Below are 20,859 nucleotides of genomic sequence, written 5' to 3' on the forward strand. Positions count from 1 at the left end.
CCGCGGCCGCTCCGGCGGCACCGGGGCCGACGCCGCGCCCCGTGCCGGTTAGCCTTCGCCGCGTGCCCGTCGCCGTCCTCACCGATTCGACGGCATACCTGCCCCGTTCCACGGTGGACGAGTACGGCATCCACGTGGTCCCCCTGTACGTGGTCCTCTCCGGTCGCTCCGGCCGGGAGGGGGAGGACATCACCTCCGCCGACGTGGCCAAGGCCCTCTCCACCCGTGGGCAGCGGGTCTCGACCTCGCGCCCCACGCCGGGGGACTTCGTCGCCGCCTACCGGGCGGCGCTCGCCGCCGGCGCCGACCGGCTGGTCTCCATCCACCTGTCCTCGGAGCTGTCGGGCACCTGGGACGCGGCCCGAGTCGCGGCCTCCCAGGTGGGTGAGCACATCGTGTCGGTCGTCGACTCCCGCTCCGCCGCCATGGGCACCGGCTTCGCCGTGCTCGAGGCGGCCCGGGCGGCGGCCGGCGGCGCCGACCTGACCACGGTCGACCGGATCGCCCGCGCGGCCGTCGACCGCACCCGCACCCTGTTCGTCGTGGACACCCTGGAGCACCTGCGTCGGGGTGGCCGGATCGGCTCGGCCGCGGCGATCCTCGGTTCGGCGCTGGCGGTCAAGCCGGTGCTGCACGTCGAGGCCGGCCGGGTGGTGCCGCTGGAGAAGGTGCGCACGTCGGGCCGGGCGCTCTCCCGGCTGGTCCAGCACGTGGTCGACCACGCGGGGCAGCGGCAGGTCTCGCTGGCCGTCCACCACCTGGCGGCTCCGGAGCGGGCCGAGCGGCTCATGACCGAGCTGCGCGCGCGGGTGCCGTCGATCCGCGAGCTGCACGTGAGCGAGCTGGGCGCGGCCATCGGCGCGCACGTGGGACCCGGCGCGGTGGGCGTGGTCGTCTGCCTGCCGGAGGACGACGCCGACCAGGGGACCTGAGCCCCGCTCTGCCTCCCGCACCTGCCCAGCCTGCACCGGGATGCCCCCAGGGGCCCTCGGCCGTCCACAGCGGCCGGAACCGTCCACAGCCTGGCCGGACCGGCCTCGCGACCGGGTCGCTGTTCCTAGCGTCGGCCGGGTGCGCCTCTCTTCCCGCCGTGGCGATGACGCCGACCTCATCCGCGCCAGGCTGCGGGCCCTGCTGGCGGAGCACACCGCGACCCCCGGCGGCTGGGTGCCCGAGGCGGAACCGACTCCCCGGACCGAACCGGAGGAGGTGCCCGTCGCCGGCCTGACGGACGCCCCGGGGGCAGACGGCCCGGAGCCGGACGGAGCTCTGCCACCGGGCCTCGGCCGCCACCGCGCGCCCGGTACGGCCGTGCGGTGGGACACGGGTCGACCGGGTGCACGGGCGCTCTGGATGACCGCCGTCCTGGCCGTCGCACTGCTGCTCGGCTGGACCTGGCTGGACCGCCCGACCGTCGAGCCGGCCCCGGCACCCGAGGCGGCGCCCTCCGCCCCCGCACCCGGCCCCGCCTCGCCGACCGTCGGGGAGGCGGCGGAGAGCACGACCACCGTGGTCGTGTCCGTGGTCGGGCAGGTGGCGCGCCCCGGGCTGGTCACGCTGGGCGCCGGAGCGCGGGTGGCCGATGCCGTCGAGGCGGCAGGTGGGCTGCTGCCCGGTGCCGACCCGGCGTCGGTGAACCTGGCTGCACCGCTGAGCGACGGGCAGCAGATCGCGGTCGGCGTGCCCGGTGCCCCTGGGTCCGCGGGGAGCGGCGCGCCGGCCGGCGGCGGTCCGGCCGCCGCGGGCGGACCGGTCGACCTCAACGCGGCCGGGGTCGCCGACCTCGACGCGCTGCCCGGCATCGGCCCGGTCCTCGCCCAGCGGATCGTGGAACACCGCGCCCGGCACGGGCCCTTCCGCAGCGTCGAGGAGCTGGACGACGTGCCGGGCATCGGACCGGCGATCGCGGCTGAACTGGCCGACCTGGTGACGGTGTGACGCCCGCCGGGCGCGACGCCCGGTGGCGGTGGGTGGACCTGCGCCTCTGGCCGGTGGCCGGGACGGTCTGGGCGGTCACGCTCCTCGCGCCGTACGTCCCGGCGGTCGCCCTGGGCGCAGCGGCCGCGAGCGCCCTGCTGCTGGCGGTGGGGACGGCGCGCCGCCCGGGCCGGCGGGGGGTGACCGTGGCGGTCGGGATCCTCGCGGCGGTGGTGGTCGCCGCCGGCACCGCGGCCGTCCGCAGCGGCGCGCGGGAGGGATCGCCCCTGCGGGAGCCCGCCGTGAACCGGGCGACGGTGGAGGTGACCCTCACGGTGACCGGGGCACCGCACCGGCTCCGCGGCACAGGGCCGCCCCGTGTCGTCCTCGACGCCGACGTCGACGAGGTGGACATCGGTGGACGCCGGCACCGACTCGACGCCGGGGTGGTGGTCTTCGCACCCGCCGAGGGCTGGGAGACCCTGCTCCCCGGGCAGCGCGTGCGCTGCCGGGCCGGGCTGGCGCCGGCCGAGCCTCCCGACGTCGTGACCGCGGTCCTCTCCGCGCGCGGGCCGCCGCAGCCGCTGGGCGAGCCGGGCGCGGCCCAGCGAGCGGCGTCCGTGGTCCGGGAGTCCCTGGCGGGTGCGGCGGCGCGCGTCCTGGCCCCGCGCCCGGCGGGCCTGCTGCCGGGACTGGTCGTCGGGGACACCCGCGCGATGGACCCGGTGCTCGACGAGGAGTTCCGGCTGGCCGGGCTCTCGCACCTCACCGCCGTCTCCGGGGCGAACGTCGCGATCGTGATCGCCGGGGTGCTCTGGCCGCTGCGGCGGCGCGCGGTGGACCGCCGGGTCCAGGCCTTCGTCGGCGTCCTCGGGCTGGCCGGCTTCGTCCTGCTCGCCGGCCCGAGCGCCAGCGTGGTCCGGGCGGCGGCGATGGGTGCGGTGACCCTGCTGGCGCTCGCCTCGGGGCGCGCACGCTCGGCGCTGCCCGCGCTGGGTGCGGCCGTGGTCGTGCTGCTGCTGGCCGATCCCGCGCTGGCCCGCGATCCCGGCTTCGCCCTGTCGGTCACCGCGACCGCGGCCATCGTGCTGCTCGCGCCCGGCTGGTCTCGCCGGCTGCGCAGCCGCGGATGGCCGCAGTGGCCGGCCGATGCGGTGGCGGTGAGCGCGGCGGCCGGGCTGGCGACGGCACCGCTCGTCGCGGGGCTGTCCGGCACGGTCAGCCTGGTGTCGCTGCCGGCGAACCTGCTGGCCGCGCCGGCCGTCGCGCCGGCGACCGTGCTGGGTCTGGTGGCCGCGCTGGTCGGGGTCGCCGCCCCGGCGCTGGGTGAGCTGCTGGTCTCGGCCGCCGGCTGGCCGGTGCGCTGGGTGGTGTTCGTGGCCGAACGCGCAGCCGCGCTGCCCGACGCCGTCACCGGCTGGCCGGCCGGGACGGTCGGCGCGGTGGTGCTGGGCCTGCTCCTCGGCGCCGCCGGCTGGGCGCTGTGGCGGTTCGCCCCGCTGCGCCCGCTCGCCCTCGCCGCCCTCACCGCGCTCGTGGTCATCGGCTGGCCGCTGCGCCAGCCGCTGGACGGATGGCCCCCGGACGAGGCGAGGCTGGTCGCCTGCGACGTCGGGCAGGGCGACGCCCTGGTCCTCCTGCTCGGGGACGGTGCCGGCGTGCTCGTGGACGCCGGCCCGGAGGTGGGCCCGGTCGACCGGTGCCTGGACCGGCTCGGCATCCACCGGCTCCCGCTGGTCCTCCTCTCGCACCTCGACGCCGACCACGTGGGGGGCCTGTCCAGTGCGCTGGCCGGGCGCGCCGTGGGCGTGGTGGCCACCGGCACGCTCTCACCGGCCGACGACCGGGCGGAGGCGCTCGATGCCCTCCTGCGCCGCACCGGGGCGACGCGCACCGTCCTGGTGCCCGGGGACCGCCGGCAGGCCGGAGGAGCGGTCCTGGAGGTGCTCGCGCCCAGTCCCCGGCGGGCCGCCGCGGCCCCGGAATCGGCGGCCAACGACCTGTCGCTGGTCGTCCGGGTCACGGTCCGGGGACTCCGCCTCTTGCTCACCGGTGACCTGGGCGCCGACGCCGAGGAGCGGCTGGTGCGCGAGGGCACCGATCTGCGGGCCGACGTGCTCAAGGTGCCGCACCACGGCAGCGGCGATGCCGACCCCGGGTTCCTCGCGGCGACGGGGGCCGCGGTGGCGCTGATCTCCGTGAGCGCCGACAACACCTACGGCCATCCGGCGCCCCGGCTGCTCGGCTGGCTGGCCGACGCCGGGATGCGCGTCCACCGCACCGATCTGGGCGGTGATCTGGCGGTGGTGGGGGAGGCGGGGGACTGGGGGATCGTCGAGCGGGGTCAGGGCGCCGGCGGGAACGCGTCGGCGGCGGGGGAGGAGCCGGTTCCGGCGGCCGCCGGGCCTCCGGCCGGGACGCGCCCGGCCGGCCGGGGTCGTCGGTGCCCCGTGACACCATGCAGACGTGCCAGCGTCAGCGGTGGAGCCCACGTCCCGGTTGCGGGTGGTGATGGGCGAGGAGGAGCTGCTGCGCTCGCGGGCCGTCGGTGCGGTCCGCGCCGCGGTGCTCGGCCGCCACCCCGACGTGGAGGAGCACGAGCTGGCCGCCGCGGGCCTGCCGATCGGGCAGCTGGCCGACGTGCTGGCCCCGTCGCTGTTCGGCGGGCACCGCCTCGTCGTCGTCACCGGGGTCCAGGAGGCGGCCGGCGCGCTGACGGAGTCCCTGACGTCCTACGCCAAGGACCCGGACCCCGAGCTGACGTTGGTCGTCGTGCACAACGGCGGCAAGCGCAACGAGGCGCTGGTGAAGGCCTTCCGGTCCGCCGGCGCGGCGGTGGACGAGTGCCCGAAGGTCAGCTCGGTCGGCGACCGGATCGCCTTCGTGCGCAACGAGGTGCGCATCTTCGGCGGGCGGATCACCCCCGACGCGGTCACCGCGCTCGTCGATGCCATCGGTGCGGACCTGCGCGCGCTCTCGGCGGCGGTGAGCCAGCTGCTGTCGGACTTCGGCGGCAGCATCGACGCCGACGACGTCGCCCGCTTCCACCGGGGCCAGGCCGAGGTCACCGGCTTCACCGTCGCGGAGCGGGTGCTGACCGGGGACCGTGCCGGCTCCATCGAGATGCTGCGGTGGGCGCTGGACCGGGGGGTCGCCCACGTGCTCATCGCCGATGCGATCGCCGACGGTGTGCGTACCGCGGCCCGGGTCGCCTCGCTCAGCTCCACCAACCCCGGCGAGCTCGCCCGCACGCTGAAGATGCCGCCCTGGAAGGTCAAGAAGGCGCAGGCCCAGGCGCGCGGCTGGAGCATCGAGGGGCTGCAGCTGGCCCTGGGGGTGGCCGCCGACCTCAATGCCGACGTGAAGGGCGCCGCGGCCAGCGCCGACTACGCCCTCGAACGGGCGATCCGGCGGATCGTCACCATCCGCACCGAGACCGGCAGGGGTCGGCCGGCCCGTCGCTGACCCGGGCCCGATCCGGCCGACCGAGCCCCACCAGGCCGGACCGGCCGTGCAGGGCCCGACGGGCCCGGACATGCGACGAGCCCCCGTCCCGAGGGGACGAGGGCTCGTTCGCTGCGCGCGAGGCGCGGCGCCGGCTCAGAGGCCGGCGACCTGCTTGGCCAGCCCCGACTTGCGGTTGGCGGCCTGGTTCTTGTGGATGACGCCCTTGCTGGCGGCCTTGTCGAGCTGCTTGGCAGCGACCTCGAAGGCGGCACCGGCGGCAGCGGCGTCGCCGGACTCGGCGGCGGTGCGGACGCGCCGGACGGCCGTCTTCAGGGCGGACTTGACCGCGACGTTGCGCTGACGCGCCTTCTCGTTGGTCTTGATCCGCTTCATCTGGGACTTGATGTTCGCCACGCGTGAGCCTCGGGTGTCTCGCAGGAGGGAGTACTTCTGACAGTGCGTCCAGGGGCAGTGCACGACCGCGCGCCAGGACCGGTCTGCCAAGATACCAGCGCATCGGGCCGGTTCCCAACCCGGCCGGTCGCCGCGCTCAGTCGCACCGCCCGCCGGGCAGCCACGAGCTGGTGAGCACGTACCGGCCCGGGCGCTCCGCGGTCAGCGTCGTCCAGCCGTCCCGGTCACCGGGGCGAACGCACCCGCCCGGGCCGGCGACCGAGGACCACTGCGACCAGCGCAGCGCGACCTCCACCTGCCCCGCGGCGCGCACGTCGACCACCAGCCGGGACCGGTCGCTGGAGACCAGCGTGGCGTTCCCCCGGAGGATCCCGCCGCCGGACACCTCGAACAACCGCCACGACCGGTCCGACCACACCTCCCGCAGTCCCGGCACACCCTCGCGCAGCAGCCGGGCCTCGCCTCCCGTCGGCCAGTCCAGCGGGCCGCTGGGGAGCACCACGAAGGAGACCCCGGCGTCCCGGAGCCAGTCCAGGTACGTGCCGGCGTCGAGGGTGCCGTCGTAGAACAGCCCCGCGTGGACGGTGTCCAGCTGCCGCAGCCAGCCGCGCGCCAGCGGCACGCCCTGCGCCACCGACATGCTCTCCTCGTGGCTGTTCAGGGGCACCACCTCGATGCGCCCCACGGGTCCGCGCTCCCGCAGCTCGGCCAGCAGCGACTCGGCCTGCGGGGCGGGCGGCCCCGGCTCCCGCGGCATGAGGTCCCGGACCACGACGGGCGGGAGCAGCCACACCACGGCCACCGCGGCGAGGAAGGTGACCGCCGGCCGGGTGCGCGCCGCGGCGACCAGCACCGGGACGGCGAAGAGCAGGACCAGGCGGGTCGACGTCGAGCCGACCGGGCTGCTGACCAGCCAGGTCGCCAGCAGCAGCACGGCGGTGAACACCGCGCCGGCGCGCAGGGCCCGGTGGCAAGAGGGCAGCAGCGCCGCGGTGAGGCCGGCCGCCGCCACCGCCGCCAGCATCTGGTGGGCGCTGGTCGGCTGCGGCCCGCTCACCGCGCCGAGGAGCCTGGCGAGGGCCACCGACAGCAGGGCCCCGCCGGCGATCCACCAGGGCGCCACAGGTCGGAGGGTCACCGCCGACAGCCGCATCCCCGGCTGCGCCCCGATCCACCACGCCGCGGCGGCCAGCACCAGGAAGGCGGCCGCCACCGGGCTCGTGGCCCCGGCGAGCGCGGCCAGCACCGCCCCGGCGAGCCGTCCCCGACGACCCGGGCGGGTCGCCGCCAGGAGCGCCAGGCACCCCAGCGCCGCACCCAGCCCGAAGGTGGTGCGCCCGCTCCACTCGTTGGCCGCGAAGGTGGCCGCGGCGGTCACCCCCGCGGCGGTCCAGCGCGCGGGTGAGGGGTGGAGCCGGCCGAGCAGCGCCGTGGTGGCGGCGGCGCCCAGGACCGTGCCCAGGATGCCGACCAGCGGGAGCCCGAGCAGCCCACCGGCCCAGGGGCTGAGCAGGCTGTAGGAGGCGACCGTCACCCCGCCGTACCAACCCAGGTCCACCGGTGCCCGGTTCGTCGTCGCCCACGACGCCCACCACTCCTGCGCGACGAGGTCGCCGCCGACCACGGGCGCGGCCTCCACGAGCAGCGCCAGGACCAGCGCGCAGGCCGCCGCGACGCCGACGGGGGAGGTCGACAGGAGGCCCGCGGCGCGCCGGAACGACGTCGTCGGGGAGGCCGGCATCGCCGGCTGCGGCGTGGCTGTCCGGAGCACGCGCTGGTCCTGCCCCGGACCGGCGTCCCCGGAACTCCGCGTCCGCGCCGGTCCCGCCCGCCGGGTCGCGCCGTCCGACCTGCCGGGGACGTGGGACGATGGCGGCACTGTGACGACTCCTGCTGCCACCGATCCGGCCCGCATCCGGAACTTCTGCATCATCGCCCACATCGACCACGGCAAGTCGACGCTGGCCGACCGGATGCTCGAAGTGACCGGAATCGTCGAGGGCCGCAACATGCGCGCCCAGTACCTCGACCGCATGGACATCGAGCGCGAGCGCGGCATCACCATCAAGGCGCAGAACGTCCGGCTGCCGTGGACCCCGCGCAGCGGCGCCGACACCAGCACCGAGTTCGTGCTGGACATGATCGACACCCCGGGTCACGTCGACTTCACCTACGAGGTGTCCCGGTCGCTGGCCGCCTGCGAGGGCGCGGTGCTGCTGGTCGACGCCGCGCAGGGGATCGAGGCCCAGACGCTGGCGAACCTGTACCTGGCGCTGGAGAACGACCTCACGATCATCCCGGTGCTGAACAAGATCGACCTGCCGGCCGCCCAGCCGGAGAAGTACGCCGCGGAGATCGCGCACATCATCGGCTGCGACCCCGACGACGTGCTCCGGGTCAGCGGCAAGACGGGTGTCGGCGTCCCGGAGCTGCTCGACCGCATCGTCACCGACATCCCGGCCCCGACCGGCGTCGCCGAGGGTCCGGCGCGCGCGATGATCTTCGACTCCGTCTACGACATCTACCGCGGCGTCATCACCTACGTGCGCGTGGTCGACGGCCGGATCTCCGCCCGCGAGAAGATCAAGATGATGTCCACCGGCGCCACGCACGAGCTGCTGGAGATCGGCGTCATCTCGCCCGAGCCCAAGCCGGTGGACTCCCTGGGCGTCGGCGAGGTCGGCTACTTCATCACCGGGGTGAAGGACGTCCGCCAGTCCCGCGTCGGTGACACCGTCACGCTCCAGCACAAGCCGGCGACCGAGTCCATCGGCGGGTACCGCGACCCCAAGCCGATGGTCTACTCCGGCCTCTACCCGATCGACGGCAGCGACTACCCGCTGCTGCGCGAGGCGCTGGACAAGCTGCTGCTCAACGACGCCGCCCTGGTCTACGAGCCGGAGACGTCGGCCGCGCTGGGCTTCGGCTTCCGCGTCGGCTTCCTCGGCCTGCTGCACCTGGAGATCGTCCGGGAGCGGCTGGAGCGCGAGGCGGGCATCAGCCTCATCTCCACCGCCCCCAACGTCGTCTACCGGGTGGTCATGGAGGACCGCTCGGAGCTGACGGTGACCAACCCGAGCGACTGGCCCGAGGGCAAGATCGACAAGGTCTTCGAGCCGATCGTCAACGCGACGATCATCGCGCCCAGCGACTACACCGGCGCGATCATGGAGCTCTGCCAGAGCCGCCGGGGCCAGCTCGGCGGGATGGACTACCTGAGCGAGTCCCGGGTCGAGCTGCGCTACACGCTGCCGCTGGGCGAGATCATCTTCGACTTCTTCGACGCGCTGAAGTCCAAGACCCGCGGCTACGCCAGCCTGGACTACCAGGAGGCCGGCGAGCAGGAGTCCGCGCTGGTCAAGGTGGACATCCTGCTGCAGGGCGAGGCCGTCGACGCGTTCAGCGCGATCGTGCACAAGGACAAGGCGTACAGCTACGGCGTGATGATGGCCGGCAAGCTGCGCGAGCTGATCCCGCGCCAGCAGTTCGAGGTGCCCATCCAGGCCGCCGTCGGGTCCCGGGTCATCGCCCGCGAGACCGTCCGCGCCATCCGCAAGGACGTCCTCGCCAAGTGCTACGGCGGTGACATCACCCGCAAGCGGAAGCTGCTGGAGAAGCAGAAGGAGGGCAAGAAGCGGATGAAGATGGTCGGCCGCGTCGAGGTCCCCCAGGAGGCGTTCGTCGCCGCGCTCTCCACCAACGAGTCGACCGCCTCCAAGCCCAAGTGATCGGGCGGCTCACCGCCGTCTGCGTCTCGGGGACGGACCTGCCCGCCGTCGAGGGCCGCAAGCCCGTCCGCACCGGCATCGACAAGCGGCCGGTCGAGGGCCGGGTCGCCGTCGGGGAGCACGGGCTGGACGGCGACGTCCAGGTCAACCGCAAGTACCACGGCGGCGACGGGCAGCAGGTCTACGCCTACGCCCAGGAGGACGCCGACTGGTGGGTGGCCGAGCTCGGCCGCGAGCTGCCGCCGGGCCGGTTCGGCGAGAACCTCCGGACGACGGGGCTCGACCTCACCGGGGCGGTGCTGGGGGAGCGGTGGCGGGTCGGGACGGCGCTGCTCGAGGTGACGGCCCCGCGCATCCCGTGCGCCAACTTCGCCCGGTTCTGGGACGTGCCGCAGCTGGTCAAGCGGTTCACCGCGCGCGGTGCCAGCGGGGCCTACCTGCGCGTCCTGGAGACCGGTGAGCTCGGCGCGGGCGACGCCGTGGAGATCGTCGAGCGCCCCGAGCACGACGTGACCATCGGGCTGGCGTTCAGGGCCTTCACCACGCAGAAGTACCGCATCCCCGAGCTGGACCCGGCGCTGCCCCATCTGCCCGAGCGGGACCGCGCCAAGGTGGCGGCGAGGATCGCCCGGCGGATCACTCCCGTCCTCTAGCAGCGCAGCGCGCTAGTGTCCGCCGCGACGGCCGGGTCGACCGGTCGCGGGGAGAGGTGGCCATGTCCGTGCGCCGGTCGGGAATCGTGCTGATCTCACTGGCCCTGCTGGCCGGTCCGGTCCTGGTCGGCTGCGGCGGGAGCGACGAACCGGAGGAGTCGGCGGGGGACCTGCTCGGTCGCGCCAAGCAGCACCTCGACGAGACGTCCAGCGCGCACTTCGTCCTGGACAGCGAGGGGGCGCCGTCGTCGGGCACCGCCCTGGTCGGCGGGGAGGGGGACATCGCCCGCCCGGCGTCGTTCCAGGGGACGCTGAAGGTGGTCGCCCTCGGCTCCACCGTCGACCTGCAGGTCGTCTCCGTCGACGGGACCGTCTACGCCGAGCTGCCGTTCGCCGCCGGGTTCAGCGTGATCGAGCCGGCCCAGTTCGGCATCGGCGACCCCGGCGCGCTGCTCGACCCGGAGACCGGCATCTCCCAGCTCCTCGCCGAGGCGCAGTCGGCCGAGCTGGGGGAGGAGCGCCGGGTGGACGGCGAGGTGGTCCGCGAGGTGACGGCGGAGCTCCCCGGCGAGCTGGTGGAGCAGGTGCTCACCAGCAAGGACCCGTCCGAGCCGGTGCAGGCGCGCTTCTCCGTCGCCACCGAGAGCGGTGAGCTGCGCCGCGCCGAGCTGACCGGACCGTTCTTCGCCGCCGGCGAGGAAGCGACCTACACCCTCGAGCTCAGCGACTTCGGGGCCGATGTCGAGATCACCGCACCTCCCACGGGCTGATCCGGCGACCCCCGGCCGCACCCCGGTCCCCGGGGTGGCGGCGGTCGCCCTCGCCACCCTCGCCGTGCTGGTCACCGCGGCCGACACCTACGTCGTCGTCCTGGCGCTGCCCGACATCCTCACCGGCGTCGGGGTCGGTCTGGACGACCTCCAGCGGGCGACACCGATCGTCGGCGGTTTCCTGCTCGGCTACACCGCCACCCTGCCGCTGCTGGGCCGGCTCGCCGACCTGCGCGGCCGCACGCCGGTGCTCGTGGGTTGCCTCCTGCTGTTCGCGCTCGGCTCGCTGCTCACCGCCTCGGCCGACTCGCTCGGTCTCGCCGTCGCCGGGCGCGGCCTGCAGGGCATCGGCGCCGGCGGGCTGGTGCCCGCCACCCTCGCCCTGGTGGCCGACCGCTGGCCGCCCGAGCGGCGGTCGGTGCCGCTCGGCGTCGTCGGGGCCGTGCAGGAGGCCGGCGCGGTGCTGGGTCCGCTGGCCGGTGCCGCGGTGCTCGCCGCGGCCGACTGGCGGGCGATCTTCTGGCTCAACCTGCTTCTCGGTCTCGGGCTGGCGGCCGGCATCGCCGCGGCGGCCCGGTCGCGGCGGCCCGACGGCGTGGGCCTCGCGCTGGCGTCGCTCGCGGCCCTGGCCCTGGCCCTCCAGCTGGCCGAGCCGGCGGCGCTGGCCGAGGACGTGACCCTCGGCCTGCTCTACGTCCCGGTGGTCGAGGCGTGGCCGTGGACCACGCCGCTGGCGCTGGTCGCCGTGCTGGCGGCGGCCGCGCTCGGAGCGCGCAGCCTGGCCACCCCGGCGGGGGCGCTGCTGCCGCTGCGCGGGCTCGGCGCGCTCGCCCGCGAGGTCGACGTGCTCGGGTCGGCGCTCGCCGTGGTCGCGCTGGGCTCCCTGGTCTGGGCCTTCGCCGCCGCCGACCCGGCCACGCAGGTGGTGGCGCACGGCCGGCTGCTGCTGCCGCTGGCCGGCGTCACCGCGCTGCTGTTCGTGCTGCACGAGCGGCGGACGGCGAACCCGGTGCTGCCGCTGGCCGCGATGCGTCCCGTCGGCGCGTGGGGTGCGCTGCTGGTGAACCTGCTGGTCGGTGTCGCCCTGGTGGCGGCGCTGGTCGACATCCCGCTCTTCGCCCGCGCCACCACGGCGCCGGGGGACCAGCTCGGGGCGGCGCTCGTGCTGCTGCGGCTGCTGGTCGCCGTTCCGGTGGGTGCGGTGGCCGGCGGGTGGCTCTGCCGGGTGGTCCCGCCGCGCCTCGTCGCCGCCGTCGGCATGGCGCTGGCCGCGGTCGCGTTCGTGGCGATGACCAGCTGGGACGAGCGATCGCTGGACGGCTGGCCGTCGACCGTCGTCCTGCTGGCCGCGGGGCTCGGGTTCGGGCTGGCGATCCCGCCGGTCAACGCCGTGCTCCTGGCCGTCACCCGGCCCGAGGTGCACGGCAGCGCCGGCGCGCTCGCCGTCGTCGCCCGGACCGTCGGCATGCTGGCCGGGCTGTCCCTGCTCACCGCCGTCGCGCTGCGCCGGTTCACCGCGGAGGTGGCGGCGATCGGGACGCCGATGGAGCTCTGCCCGACCACCCCCGCCGACTGCGCCGCCTACGACGCGGCCACCGAGGCGGCGCTGCTCACCCAGCTGCACACGGTGTTCGCCGGCGCCGCGATCGCCGCGGGCCTGGCCGCCGTCGCGGCGCTGGTGCTGCTCAGGAGTTCAGGACCAGTCCGAGGTCCTGCCGGAGGCTGACCGGGTCGAGGCCGCGGTCGTGCAGGATCTTCATCGCCAGGCCCTCGCCCTCGCGGATCAGGCCGAGCGCGATGTGACCGTCGGCGATGCTCCGCGACTTCATCGCCAGCGCCTCGCGGAGGGAGAGCTCGAGCACCTTCTTCGCCCGCGGGGTGAACGGGATGTGCCCGCTGCCCCCGGAGCTGCGCCCGGGACCGTCGAGCGCGCCGGGGCCGAAGGTGGCCTCGACGCTGCTGCGGACCGCGTCGAGGTCGATGCCCACGCTGGTGAGCGCGTCGGCGTCCAGGTCGTCGCTGCCGGTCAGCCGGACGACGTCGGCGGCCACCTCGTCGGCCGCCAGGCCGTGCCGCGCGAGCACGACCGCGGACGGCGTGGACCGCCGCAGGAGCGCCAGCAGCAGGTGCTCGGTGCCGATCCGGGGGGAGTGCAGGGTCCGGGCCTCCTGCTGGGCGCCGACGACGACCGCCCGCGCCTCGGGGGTGAACCGCTCGAACATGGTCAGTCCTTCCGTCGGAGGGAGGCTCTGCCGCTGAGGGACCGAGCGCTCGCGTGCTTCTTGTGCACCGCCTGCCGGCTCACCCCGAGCAGCTGGGCGATCTGCTCCCAGGTCCAGCCCTGGTCGCGCGCGCTCTGCACCTGGAGGGCCTCCAGGCGTTCGACCAGCACCCGCAACGACCGGACGGCCTTCAGGCCCACGGCGGGGTCCTTGCTGCCGGCGGCGGTGGCCACCTCTGTCGTGTCGGCCATGGCTGTCAACCTAGGTTGCGCGCTTGGGTCCTGTCAACCCGCTTTGACAGCGGAGAGGTGGCTAAGCTCGGGTCGAGCCGCGACCACGGCTCCCGGACGAGCGGTGCCGTACCCGGTGTGCGACAAGACGGCGCCAGAGGAGCCCGCGATGTCGTGGTTGGTGCTGGTCCTGTCCGGGGTGCTGGAGGCGGTGTGGGCTGCGGCCCTGGACCGCTCGGAGGGCTTCACGCGGCTCTGGCCGACGGTGCTCTTCGCCGTCGCGCTGGCCGCGAGCATGGGCGGGCTCGCCTTCGCGATGCGCGAGCTCCCGCTGGGCACGGCCTACGCGGTGTGGGTGGGCATCGGCGCGGTGCTGACGGTCGTCTACGCCATGGTGACCGGCGCGGAACCGGTCTCGCTCGTACGGCTGCTGCTGCTCGCCGGGATCGTCGGCTGCGTGGTCGGCCTCAAGCTCGTCCATTGAGGGTGTGCGCGGATGCGCGATTCCGGGACTCGGAACTGCGCACCCGCGCACACCGTCGCCCGCCTACAGCGTGAAGACGATCTTCCCGTTGGTGCGGCCCTCGAGCATCCGCGCGAAGCCCTCGGCGGCCTGCGCCAGCGGCAGCTCGACGTCGATCTGCGGCCGGATGCCGGTCACGGCGCACATCTGGATGAGCGCCTCGAGCTCGGCCTTGGTGCCCATCGTGGAGCCGATCACCGACAGCTGGGTGAAGAACACCCGGTTGAGCTCGGCGCCGGGGTTGAAGCCGGTGGTCGCGCCCGAGGTCACCAGGACCCCGCCGGGCTTGAGCGACTTGATGCTGTGGCTCCAGGTGGCCTCGCCGACGGTCTCCATGACGCCGTCCACCCGCTCCGGCAGCCGCGCGCCGGACTCGAACGCCTGCTCGGCGCCCAGGGCCAGCGCGGCGGCGCGCTTCTCCTCGCTGCGGCCGGTCACCCAGATCCGGTAACCGGCGGCGCGGCCCAGCACGATCAGCGCCGTCGCGACGCCGCCGCTGGCGCCCTGCACGAGCACCGTCTGGCCCGGGCGCAGCCCCGACTTCACGAACAGCATCCGGTAGGCCGTCAGCCACGCGGTGGGCAGGCACGCGGCCTCGGCGAAGGACAGCTCGGCCGGCTTGGGCAACAGGTTGCGCCTCGGGACGGCGACCTTCTCCGCCATCGACCCCTGGTGCACCTCCGACAGCAGCGAGCGCTTCGGGTCGAGGGTCTCGTCACCCATCCAGTCCGGGGTGGAGATGACGCCGTGGACGACGACCTCGTTGCCGTCCTCGTCGATCCCGGCGGCGTCGGTGCCCAGGATCATCGGCATGCGCTGGGCGGGCAGCCCGATGCCCTGCAGGCTGAACAGGTCGTGGTGGTTGAGCGACACCGCCTTGACCTGGATCGTCGTCCAGCCGTCGGGCGCCACCGGCTCGGGCCGGTCGCCGACCTCCAGCACGGAGAGCGGGTCCTTCGGTGCGGGCGTGGAGACGAAGGCAGCGAGCATGTCCGGACGCTAACCGAGGCGGCGACCAGCGGCGACGTCGGCAGTGATGCGACCGGGCGCTAGCGTGACCGTGATCACGACCACGGCGAGGGGACCCCTGCAGATGACGACACGCGCGCTGGTGCTCGGTGGCGGCGGGATCGCCGGCATCGCCTGGGAGCTCGGGCTGCTCAGCGGCTGGGCCGCCTAGGGCGTCGACGTCCGGCAGGCCGATCTCGTCGTCGGTACGTCCGCGGGGTCGATCGTCGGGACCCTGCTGCAGGGGGGCCAGGACCCGCAGGGCCTGTACGAGGGCCAGCTGGGGCCCGTGCCGGCCACGGAGCCGCGGGTGGAGTTCGACTCGATGGCCATGATGACCGCGTTCGGGCAGGCGCTGGCGGGAGCGACCGGCCAGCAGGACGCCCGGGCGCGCATCGGCGCCCTGGCGGTGCAGGCGGCCACCGTCGCCGAGGGCGACCGCCGGGCGATCATCGCGGGGCGGATCGGCGACCCGGAGTGGCCGGCGACGCGACTGCTGGTCACCGCGATCGACACCGCGGACGGCGAGTTCCGGGCGTTCGACGCCGACTCGGGCGTGCGCCTGCTGGACGCCGTGGCGGCCAGTTGCGCGGTGCCCGGCGTGTGGCCGCCGATCACCATCGGCGACCGCCGCTACATGGACGGCGGCATGCGCTCGGTGACCAACGCCGACATCGCCACCGGCTGCGCGAAGGTGCTGGTGGTGGCCCCCATGGGCGGCTTCCCGAACAGCCCGCTGGGCCCGACGCTGGAGCAGGAGGTCGAGTCCCTGCGCCCGGACGCCGACGTGCACGTCGTCCTCGCCGACGAGGCGGGCCTGGCGGCCTTCGGCACCAATCCGCTCGACCCCGCGACCCGGGAGCCCTCGGCACGCGCCGGCCGGGCGCAGGCGGCGGCCACGCTGGAGGCCGTCCGCGCCTTCTGGGGCTGACGAGGACCCCGCGGCCCCCCGCTCGCGGCGGGTCCTGCAGCGCGGCCGGACGAAGGGACGCTGCCGCGCCTCCGGTCAGCGGATGACGACGACGTACTCCCCGCGCGGCACGAACTCGCCGATGACCGGAGCTCCGGGGACCTCGCCGCCCAGCAGCAGGCCGCCGGAGGTCTGGGCGTCGGCCAACAGGAGCGCCTCGTCCTCCGAGACGGCCGACAGGTCGGTGTGCGGCCGCACCCAGTCGAGGTTGCGACGGGTCCCACCGGAGACGAACCCGTCGGCCAGGGCCTGCCGGGCACCGGCCAGGTAGGGCACGGCGGCCGCGTCGACCACGGCGGTCACCCCGCTGGCCCGCGCCATCTTGTAGAGGTGCCCGAGCAGGCCGAACCCGGTCACGTCGGTGCCGGCGCGGATCCCGGCGGTGACCGCTGCCCGACCGGCGTCGCGGTTCAGCGCGGTCATCGAGGCGACCGCCTCCTCCGAGACCTCGCCGGTGGCCTTCATCCGGCTGTTGAGGACGCCGACGCCCAGGGGCTTGGTGAGGCTCAGCGGGGTGCCGGCCACCGCACCGGAGTTGGTGATGATCCGGTCGACGTCGACGATCCCGGTCACCGCCATCCCGTACTTGGGCTCCGGGTCGTCGATGGAGTGACCGCCGCCGACGTGGCAGCCCGCCTGCTGGGCGACGTCGAGGCCGCCGCGCAGCACTTCGGCGGCGAGCTCGGCGGGCAGCACGTCCCGTGGCCAGCCGAGCAGGTTCACGGCCACGACCGGGGTGCCACCCATCGCGTAGACGTCCGACAGCGCGTTGGCCGCGGCGATCCGGCCGAAGGTGTAGGCGTCGTCGACGACCGGGGTGAAGAAGTCCGTGGTCAGCACGATGCCCTGACCGCCGGCGATCCGGACCACGGCGGCGTCGTCGCCGTGGTCGAGGCCGACGACCAGCTCGGCGGCCGGGTCCACCGGCCCCTGCGCGGACAGGCCGGCGACCACGGCCTCCAGCTCGCCGGGCGGGATCTTGCAGGCGCACCCGCCGCCGTGCGCGAACTGGGTGAGCCGGATGCGGGCGGGTGCGGTGGTCACGGCACCGAATCTAGGCCGGTGTCAGGAGAGACCGCCGGGGAGCAGCCGGAGACGGGGTGCCGCCTCCGGCGGTGCGACCGGGGTGCGGGGCAGCTTCCGCCCCGCGGGGTGGTTCGAGGCCGGAGGGGTGCCGATGCCCGGCAGCTCGCGCCGCGGGGCGACCTCGTCGGTCACCTGCACGTCGTTGATCCGGTCCTCCCGGAACCAGCGGAGCTCCTGGCGCTCGCGGCACCAGGCGACCAGGAACCAGTGCGCCCCCTGGCGGGCGAGCAGCTGCGGCTCCACCGTGCGCTCCGACCAGCGCTGCTGGCGGTCGCAGTAGTCGATGACCAGCACCCGCCGCTCGGCCAGCCCGCGCTCGACCCGGCGCCGCAGATCCGCCTCGCGGGCGGCCTCGGACGCCAGCCACCGGTGGCTGGCCAGCATCCGCGCCCGGCGGCCGGCATCGGGCTCCAGCGCGGTGAGGACCTTCTCCATCGCCGTCTGCCCGGCCTCGGCGAACGGCCCCTCGGTCCGGCTCGACAGGGCGGCGACGATCGCGGCCGCCTCCTCGGGGGTGAGGTCGACCGGGGGCAGCGGCGCGGGGGTGCGGTGCTCGGTGCTGGTCACGGGGAAGAGGCTGGCAGCACCCTCTGACAGTTTCGGGGCACGGGCGATCCCGGAGCACGTACGCTGCCCGGTGGAGGCGTCAGGGTGTCTGGTGGCCCCCGCGGCCTCTAAAGCCGACGTGGTCGAGCATCTCGGCCAGGCGGGTTCGATTCCCGTCCGCCTCCGCCATATTTCCCCGCCCGCCTACGCTGCTCAGTCGATGAGCGCCGACCCGCGGCGGCAGGTGCCGCGCACCGACACGCTGCTCGCCGACCCACGCCTCGCGGCCGCCGCCGGACGACTGGGCCGCGCGCTGGTGAAGGACGCCGTCCAGCGGGTGCAGCAGCGGGTCCGCGCCGGGGAGGTCGCGCCCGACGCCGCCGTCGACGCGGTGCTGGCCGAGCTGCCGACGACGGCGTCGAGCCTCCGCCCGGTCCTCAACGCGACCGGCGTCCTCGTGCACACCAACCTCGGCCGGGCCCCCCTCTCGGACGCCGCGGTGGCGGCGATCACCGCCGCGGCCGGCACCACCGACGTCGAGCTCGACCTCGGCACGGGGCGCCGGGGCCCCCGCGGGGAGGCGGCGCTCGCCGCGCTGCTGGAGGCCGTGCCCGCCGCCGAGGCCGCGATCGTGGTCAACAACTGCGCCGCGGCCCTGGCCCTGGTGGCCACCGCGCTCGGTCAGGGCCGGGAGCTGGTCCTGGCCCGCGGCGAGCTGGTCGAGATCGGCGACGGCTTCCGCATCCCGGAGCTGCTGCAGAGCACCGGCGCCCGGCTGCGCGAGGTCGGCACCACGAACCGGGTCGCCGTGGCCGACTACCGCGACGCGCTGGGCCCCGACACCGGCGCGGTGCTCAAGGTGCACCCGTCGAACTTCGTCGTCCGCGGCTTCACCCGGTCCGTGGACGTGGCCGAGCTGGCGGCGGCGCTGGCGGGCACCGGCGTCCCGCTGGTCGCCGACGTCGGGTCGGGGCTGCTGCGGCCCAGTGCGGTGCTGCCCGAGGAGCCGGACACGCAGACCACCCTGGCCGACGGCGCGGACCTCGTCCTGGCCAGCGGCGACAAGCTGCTCGGTGGGCCGCAGGCCGGCCTGGTGCTGGGCCGCGCCGACCTGGTGCAGCGGCTGCGCCGGCACCCGCTGTACCGGGCGCTCCGGGTGGACAAGACCACCCTCGCCGCGCTGGAGGCGACGATGCGCGGCCCGCGGCCGCCGGTGCAGGAGATGCTCGCCGCCGACGTCGAGGAACTGCGCGCCCGTGCCCGGGCGGTGGCCGAGCGGCTCGCCGGTGCCGGCATCGACGCCGTCGCCGTGGACGCCGAGTCCCGCGTCGGTGGGGGCGGGGCGCCCGAGCACCCGCTGCCCGGGGCCGCCGTCTCCCTGCCGCCGGGCTTCGCGGAGCCGCTGCGGCTCGGGAACCGGCCGGTCGTCGGCTACGTCGAGGACGACCGCACCCTGCTCAACCTGCGCAGCGTCCCCCCGTCGGCCGACGGCGACCTCGCCGACGCGGTGCTGGAGGTGGCGGCCGCGTGGACGTGATCGCCACCGCGGGCCACGTCGACCACGGCAAGTCGGCGCTGGTGCGGGCGCTCACCGGCATGGAGCCCGACCGCTGGGCCGAGGAGCGCCGCCGCGGGCTCACCATCGACCTCGGGTTCGCCTGGACGACGCTGCCCTCGGGGCGCCGGCTCGCGGTCGTCGACGTCCCCGGGCACGAGCGGTTCGTCGGCAACATGCTGGCCGGTGTGGGTTCGGTGCCCGCCGCCCTGGTGGTGGTCGCCGCCGACGACGGCTGGTCGGCCCAGACCGCCGAGCACGTCGCCGTCCTCGACGCCCTCGGGGTACGGCGGGCGCTGCTCGCCGTCACGAAGTCCGACCTCGCCGACCCCGCGCCCGTCGTCGCCGACGTGCGGCAGCGGCTGGCCGCGACGTCGATGGGGGACGTGCCTGCGGTGGCCGTCAGCTCGGTGACCGGGCAGGGCCTGCCGGAGCTGACGACGGCGCTGGAAGCCCTCCTCGCGGGGCTCCCGGCCTCCGATGCCGCCGCGCCGGTGCGGCTCTGGATCGACCGGGCCTTCACGATCAGGGGCGCCGGCACCGTGGTCACCGGCACCCTGGCCGCAGGAACCGTGACGCCCGAGGACCGGCTCCTGCTGGGTGGTCGCGAGGTGACCGTGCGCGGCGTGCAGTCCCTGGGCGCCCCCGTCGAGCGCGCGCAGGCCACCGCGCGGGTGGCGCTGAACCTGCGCGGCGTCGCGGTCGAGGAGCTGTCCCGGGGCGACGCGCTGCTCACCCCGGGCGCCTTCCGGCTCACCGACGTCGTCGACGTGACCCTCGCCGTCGAGCCGGACGAGCGGCTGCCCGCCGAGCCGGTCGTGCACGTGGGCTCGGCGACCGTCGGCGCCCGGCTGCGCCCGCTGGACGGCGCCGCCGTGCGGCTGCGGCTGACCGCCCCGCTGCCGCTGCGGGTGGGCGACCGCCTGCTGCTGCGCGATCCGGGCGCCCGGCGGGTGCTGGGCGCCGACGTCCGCGACGTCGACCCGCCCGAGCTGCGCCGGCGCGGGGCCGCCCGGCAGCGGGGTGCGGAGCTGGCCGCTCAGCCCGAGGGGGACGCGGGCGCAGCGGCCGACCTCGCCCGCCGCCGGATCGTGCGCGCCGCCGACTTCGCCGCGATGGGCTGGCCGGTGCCGGCCGGGGCCACCGAGCAGGGGCCGTGGCTGCTGGCGCCCGGCCTGGCCGACGAGCTCGCGGCCCGGGTGCCCGACGTCGTGACCCGCTTCCGGCGGTTGCGGCCGCTCGAGCCGGGGCCCCCGGTCGAGGTCGTGCGCCGCGCCCTCGACCTCCCCGACGCCGACCTGGTCGCCTCGCTCGTGCGACCCCCGCTGGTGCTGCGCGAGGGCCGGGTGGTCGACGGAGACGCCGTCCTGCCGCCGACCGTGCAGAAGGCCGTGGACGACATCCGCGCCCGGCTCGTCCTCGACCCGTTCGCCGCGCCGGAGGCACCGGAGCTGGTGGTCGCCGGCCTCGGGGTGCGCGAGCTGGCCGCGGCGGTGCGCAGCGGGCAGCTGGTGCGCGTCGGGGAGGGCGTCTACCTGGCGCCGGACGTCGGCGGCGTCGCCCGGAACCGGCTGGCCACGATCCCGCAGCCGTTCACGCTCAGCCAGGCCCGGCAGGCGTGGGGGACCAGCCGCCGGGTGGCCGTCCCGCTCATGGAGTGGCTCGACGCCCAGGGCGTGACCGAGCGGCTGCCCGACAACACCCGTCGCCTGCGCTAGGTGTCCCTCCGGCACAGTTGTGCTCTGAGTCCCCGGGGACTCAGAGCACAACTGCCCGGGGAGCACCCCGGC

At 75.8% G+C, this 20,859-nt stretch carries 17 protein-coding genes, 1 tRNA gene, 2 pseudogenes and 1 riboswitch; of the genes and pseudogenes, 13 read left to right on the forward strand and 7 right to left on the reverse strand.

Translation table 11 applies throughout. The features are described 5' to 3' along the window. The first annotated feature begins 62 nt into the window (after positions 1–62). The 4 genes and pseudogenes from GCU60_RS12825 to holA all read left to right on the forward strand — a co-directional run bounded on the left by GCU60_RS12825 (position 63) and on the right by holA (position 5,382). Entirely contained in the window at positions 63–932 is an 870-nt protein-coding gene (locus GCU60_RS12825; RefSeq protein WP_163205804.1) for a DegV family protein, read from the forward strand. A gap of 139 nt (positions 933–1,071) precedes the next feature. Next, positions 1,072–1,938: a ComEA family DNA-binding protein gene (locus GCU60_RS12830; RefSeq protein WP_345770571.1), complete on the forward strand. Its 867-nt coding sequence runs from the start codon at positions 1,072–1,074 to the stop codon at positions 1,936–1,938. A gap of 53 nt (positions 1,939–1,991) precedes the next feature. Continuing rightward, positions 1,992–4,046: pseudogene (locus GCU60_RS20355) on the forward strand (ComEC/Rec2 family competence protein); the annotation flags it as partial. A 337-nt stretch (positions 4,047–4,383) separates the two neighbouring features. Beyond that, positions 4,384–5,382 (forward strand): DNA polymerase III subunit delta, encoded by a 999-nt coding sequence (holA, locus tag GCU60_RS20360; RefSeq protein WP_345770572.1) that lies wholly within the window; start codon positions 4,384–4,386, stop codon positions 5,380–5,382. A gap of 135 nt (positions 5,383–5,517) precedes the next feature. Here the strand turns inward: holA and rpsT are convergent, their stop codons facing one another. Together rpsT and GCU60_RS12845 are read right to left on the reverse strand one after the other, a co-directional pair. Further along, positions 5,518–5,778, reverse strand: a complete 261-nt coding sequence (gene rpsT, locus GCU60_RS12840; RefSeq protein WP_163205808.1) for a 30S ribosomal protein S20 — start codon at positions 5,776–5,778, stop codon at positions 5,518–5,520. A gap of 136 nt (positions 5,779–5,914) precedes the next feature. After that, positions 5,915–7,549: a hypothetical protein gene (locus GCU60_RS12845; RefSeq protein ID WP_163205810.1), complete on the reverse strand. Its 1,635-nt coding sequence runs from the start codon at positions 7,547–7,549 to the stop codon at positions 5,915–5,917. Between the two features lie 109 nt (positions 7,550–7,658). Between GCU60_RS12845 and lepA the strand changes: the two genes are divergently transcribed. From lepA to GCU60_RS12865, 4 genes are all read left to right on the forward strand, one after another. Further along, positions 7,659–9,506: a translation elongation factor 4 gene (lepA, locus tag GCU60_RS12850; RefSeq protein WP_163205812.1), complete on the forward strand. Its 1,848-nt coding sequence runs from the start codon at positions 7,659–7,661 to the stop codon at positions 9,504–9,506. Beyond that, complete coding sequence (locus tag GCU60_RS12855; protein ID WP_163205814.1) at positions 9,503–10,159, forward strand: MOSC domain-containing protein; 657 nt, start codon at positions 9,503–9,505, stop codon at positions 10,157–10,159. The genes lepA and GCU60_RS12855 overlap by 4 nt, the downstream gene beginning before the upstream one ends. Positions 10,160–10,227: 68 nt before the next feature. Next, complete coding sequence (locus GCU60_RS12860; RefSeq protein ID WP_163205816.1) at positions 10,228–10,929, forward strand: LppX_LprAFG lipoprotein; 702 nt, start codon at positions 10,228–10,230, stop codon at positions 10,927–10,929. Between the two features lie 34 nt (positions 10,930–10,963). Further along, positions 10,964–12,655 carry an MFS transporter gene (locus tag GCU60_RS12865; RefSeq protein WP_345770573.1) on the forward strand — a complete coding sequence of 564 codons (1,692 nt, stop codon included), beginning with the start codon at positions 10,964–10,966 and terminating at the stop codon, positions 12,653–12,655. Here the strand turns inward: GCU60_RS12865 and GCU60_RS12870 are convergent. Continuing rightward, a complete protein-coding gene (locus GCU60_RS12870) occupies positions 12,615–13,151 on the reverse strand; it encodes a Clp protease N-terminal domain-containing protein (RefSeq protein ID WP_163205819.1) in 537 nt (178 codons plus the stop codon). The two genes, GCU60_RS12865 and GCU60_RS12870, sit on opposite strands and share 41 nt — an antisense overlap. A gap of 2 nt (positions 13,152–13,153) precedes the next feature. Next, entirely contained in the window at positions 13,154–13,402 is a 249-nt protein-coding gene (locus tag GCU60_RS12875) for a helix-turn-helix domain-containing protein (RefSeq protein ID WP_163205821.1), read from the reverse strand. A 71-nt stretch (positions 13,403–13,473) separates the two neighbouring features. Further along, positions 13,474–13,539, forward strand: a riboswitch (guanidine-III (ykkC-III) riboswitch). Positions 13,540–13,550: 11 nt separating this feature from the next. Here GCU60_RS12875 and GCU60_RS12880 point away from each other — a divergent pair. Next, the gene (locus GCU60_RS12880; RefSeq protein ID WP_163205823.1) at positions 13,551–13,865 is read left to right on the forward strand and encodes a DMT family transporter; all 315 of its coding nucleotides are present in this window, start codon (positions 13,551–13,553) and stop codon (positions 13,863–13,865) included. A 63-nt stretch (positions 13,866–13,928) separates the two neighbouring features. Here the strand turns inward: GCU60_RS12880 and GCU60_RS12885 are convergent, their stop codons facing one another. Further along, positions 13,929–14,894, reverse strand: coding sequence for a zinc-binding dehydrogenase (locus GCU60_RS12885; RefSeq protein WP_163205825.1), 966 nt, complete (start codon positions 14,892–14,894; stop codon positions 13,929–13,931). A 217-nt stretch (positions 14,895–15,111) separates the two neighbouring features. Between GCU60_RS12885 and GCU60_RS12890 the strand changes: the two are divergent. Then, positions 15,112–15,843: pseudogene (locus GCU60_RS12890) on the forward strand (patatin-like phospholipase family protein); the annotation flags it as partial. A gap of 75 nt (positions 15,844–15,918) precedes the next feature. On the opposite strand, the gene selD reads toward GCU60_RS12890, so the two are convergent. Beyond that, entirely contained in the window at positions 15,919–16,926 is a 1,008-nt protein-coding gene (selD, locus tag GCU60_RS12895; protein ID WP_430537421.1) for a selenide, water dikinase SelD, read from the reverse strand. Positions 16,927–16,947: 21 nt separating this feature from the next. Next, positions 16,948–17,535, reverse strand: a complete 588-nt coding sequence (locus GCU60_RS12900; protein WP_163205827.1) for a WYL domain-containing protein — start codon at positions 17,533–17,535, stop codon at positions 16,948–16,950. Positions 17,536–17,607: 72 nt separating this feature from the next. Here GCU60_RS12900 and GCU60_RS12905 point away from each other — a divergent pair. The 3 genes from GCU60_RS12905 (at position 17,608) to selB (ending at position 20,787) form a co-directional block, all read left to right on the forward strand. Next, positions 17,608–17,703 (forward strand) — tRNA-OTHER (locus GCU60_RS12905). A gap of 31 nt (positions 17,704–17,734) precedes the next feature. Next, complete coding sequence (selA, locus tag GCU60_RS12910) at positions 17,735–19,051, forward strand: L-seryl-tRNA(Sec) selenium transferase (RefSeq protein ID WP_163205829.1); 1,317 nt, start codon at positions 17,735–17,737, stop codon at positions 19,049–19,051. After that, positions 19,042–20,787, forward strand: a complete 1,746-nt coding sequence (gene selB, locus GCU60_RS21610; protein ID WP_163205831.1) for a selenocysteine-specific translation elongation factor — start codon at positions 19,042–19,044, stop codon at positions 20,785–20,787. The genes selA and selB overlap by 10 nt, the downstream gene beginning before the upstream one ends. The last annotated feature ends 72 nt before the right edge of the window (positions 20,788–20,859 follow it).

The organism is Blastococcus saxobsidens, assembly GCF_010682065.1.
GTDB classification, from domain to species: domain Bacteria; phylum Actinomycetota; class Actinomycetes; order Mycobacteriales; family Geodermatophilaceae; genus Blastococcus; species Blastococcus saxobsidens_B.

Bases quoted from the DNA above. Each gene is read 5' to 3' on its own strand.
- GCU60_RS12870 (WP_163205819.1), bottom strand. From the start codon at position 13,151: ATGTTCGAGCGGTTCACCCCCGAGGCGCGGGCGGTCGTCGTCGGCGCC.
- GCU60_RS12885 (WP_163205825.1), bottom strand. From the start codon at position 14,894: ATGCTCGCTGCCTTCGTCTCCACGCCCGCACCGAAGGACCCGCTCTCC.
- selA (WP_163205829.1), top strand. From the start codon at position 17,735: ATGAGCGCCGACCCGCGGCGGCAGGTGCCGCGCACCGACACGCTGCTC.
- GCU60_RS12880 (WP_163205823.1), top strand. From the start codon at position 13,551: ATGTCGTGGTTGGTGCTGGTCCTGTCCGGGGTGCTGGAGGCGGTGTGG.
- GCU60_RS12875 (WP_163205821.1), bottom strand. From the start codon at position 13,402: ATGGCCGACACGACAGAGGTGGCCACCGCCGCCGGCAGCAAGGACCCC.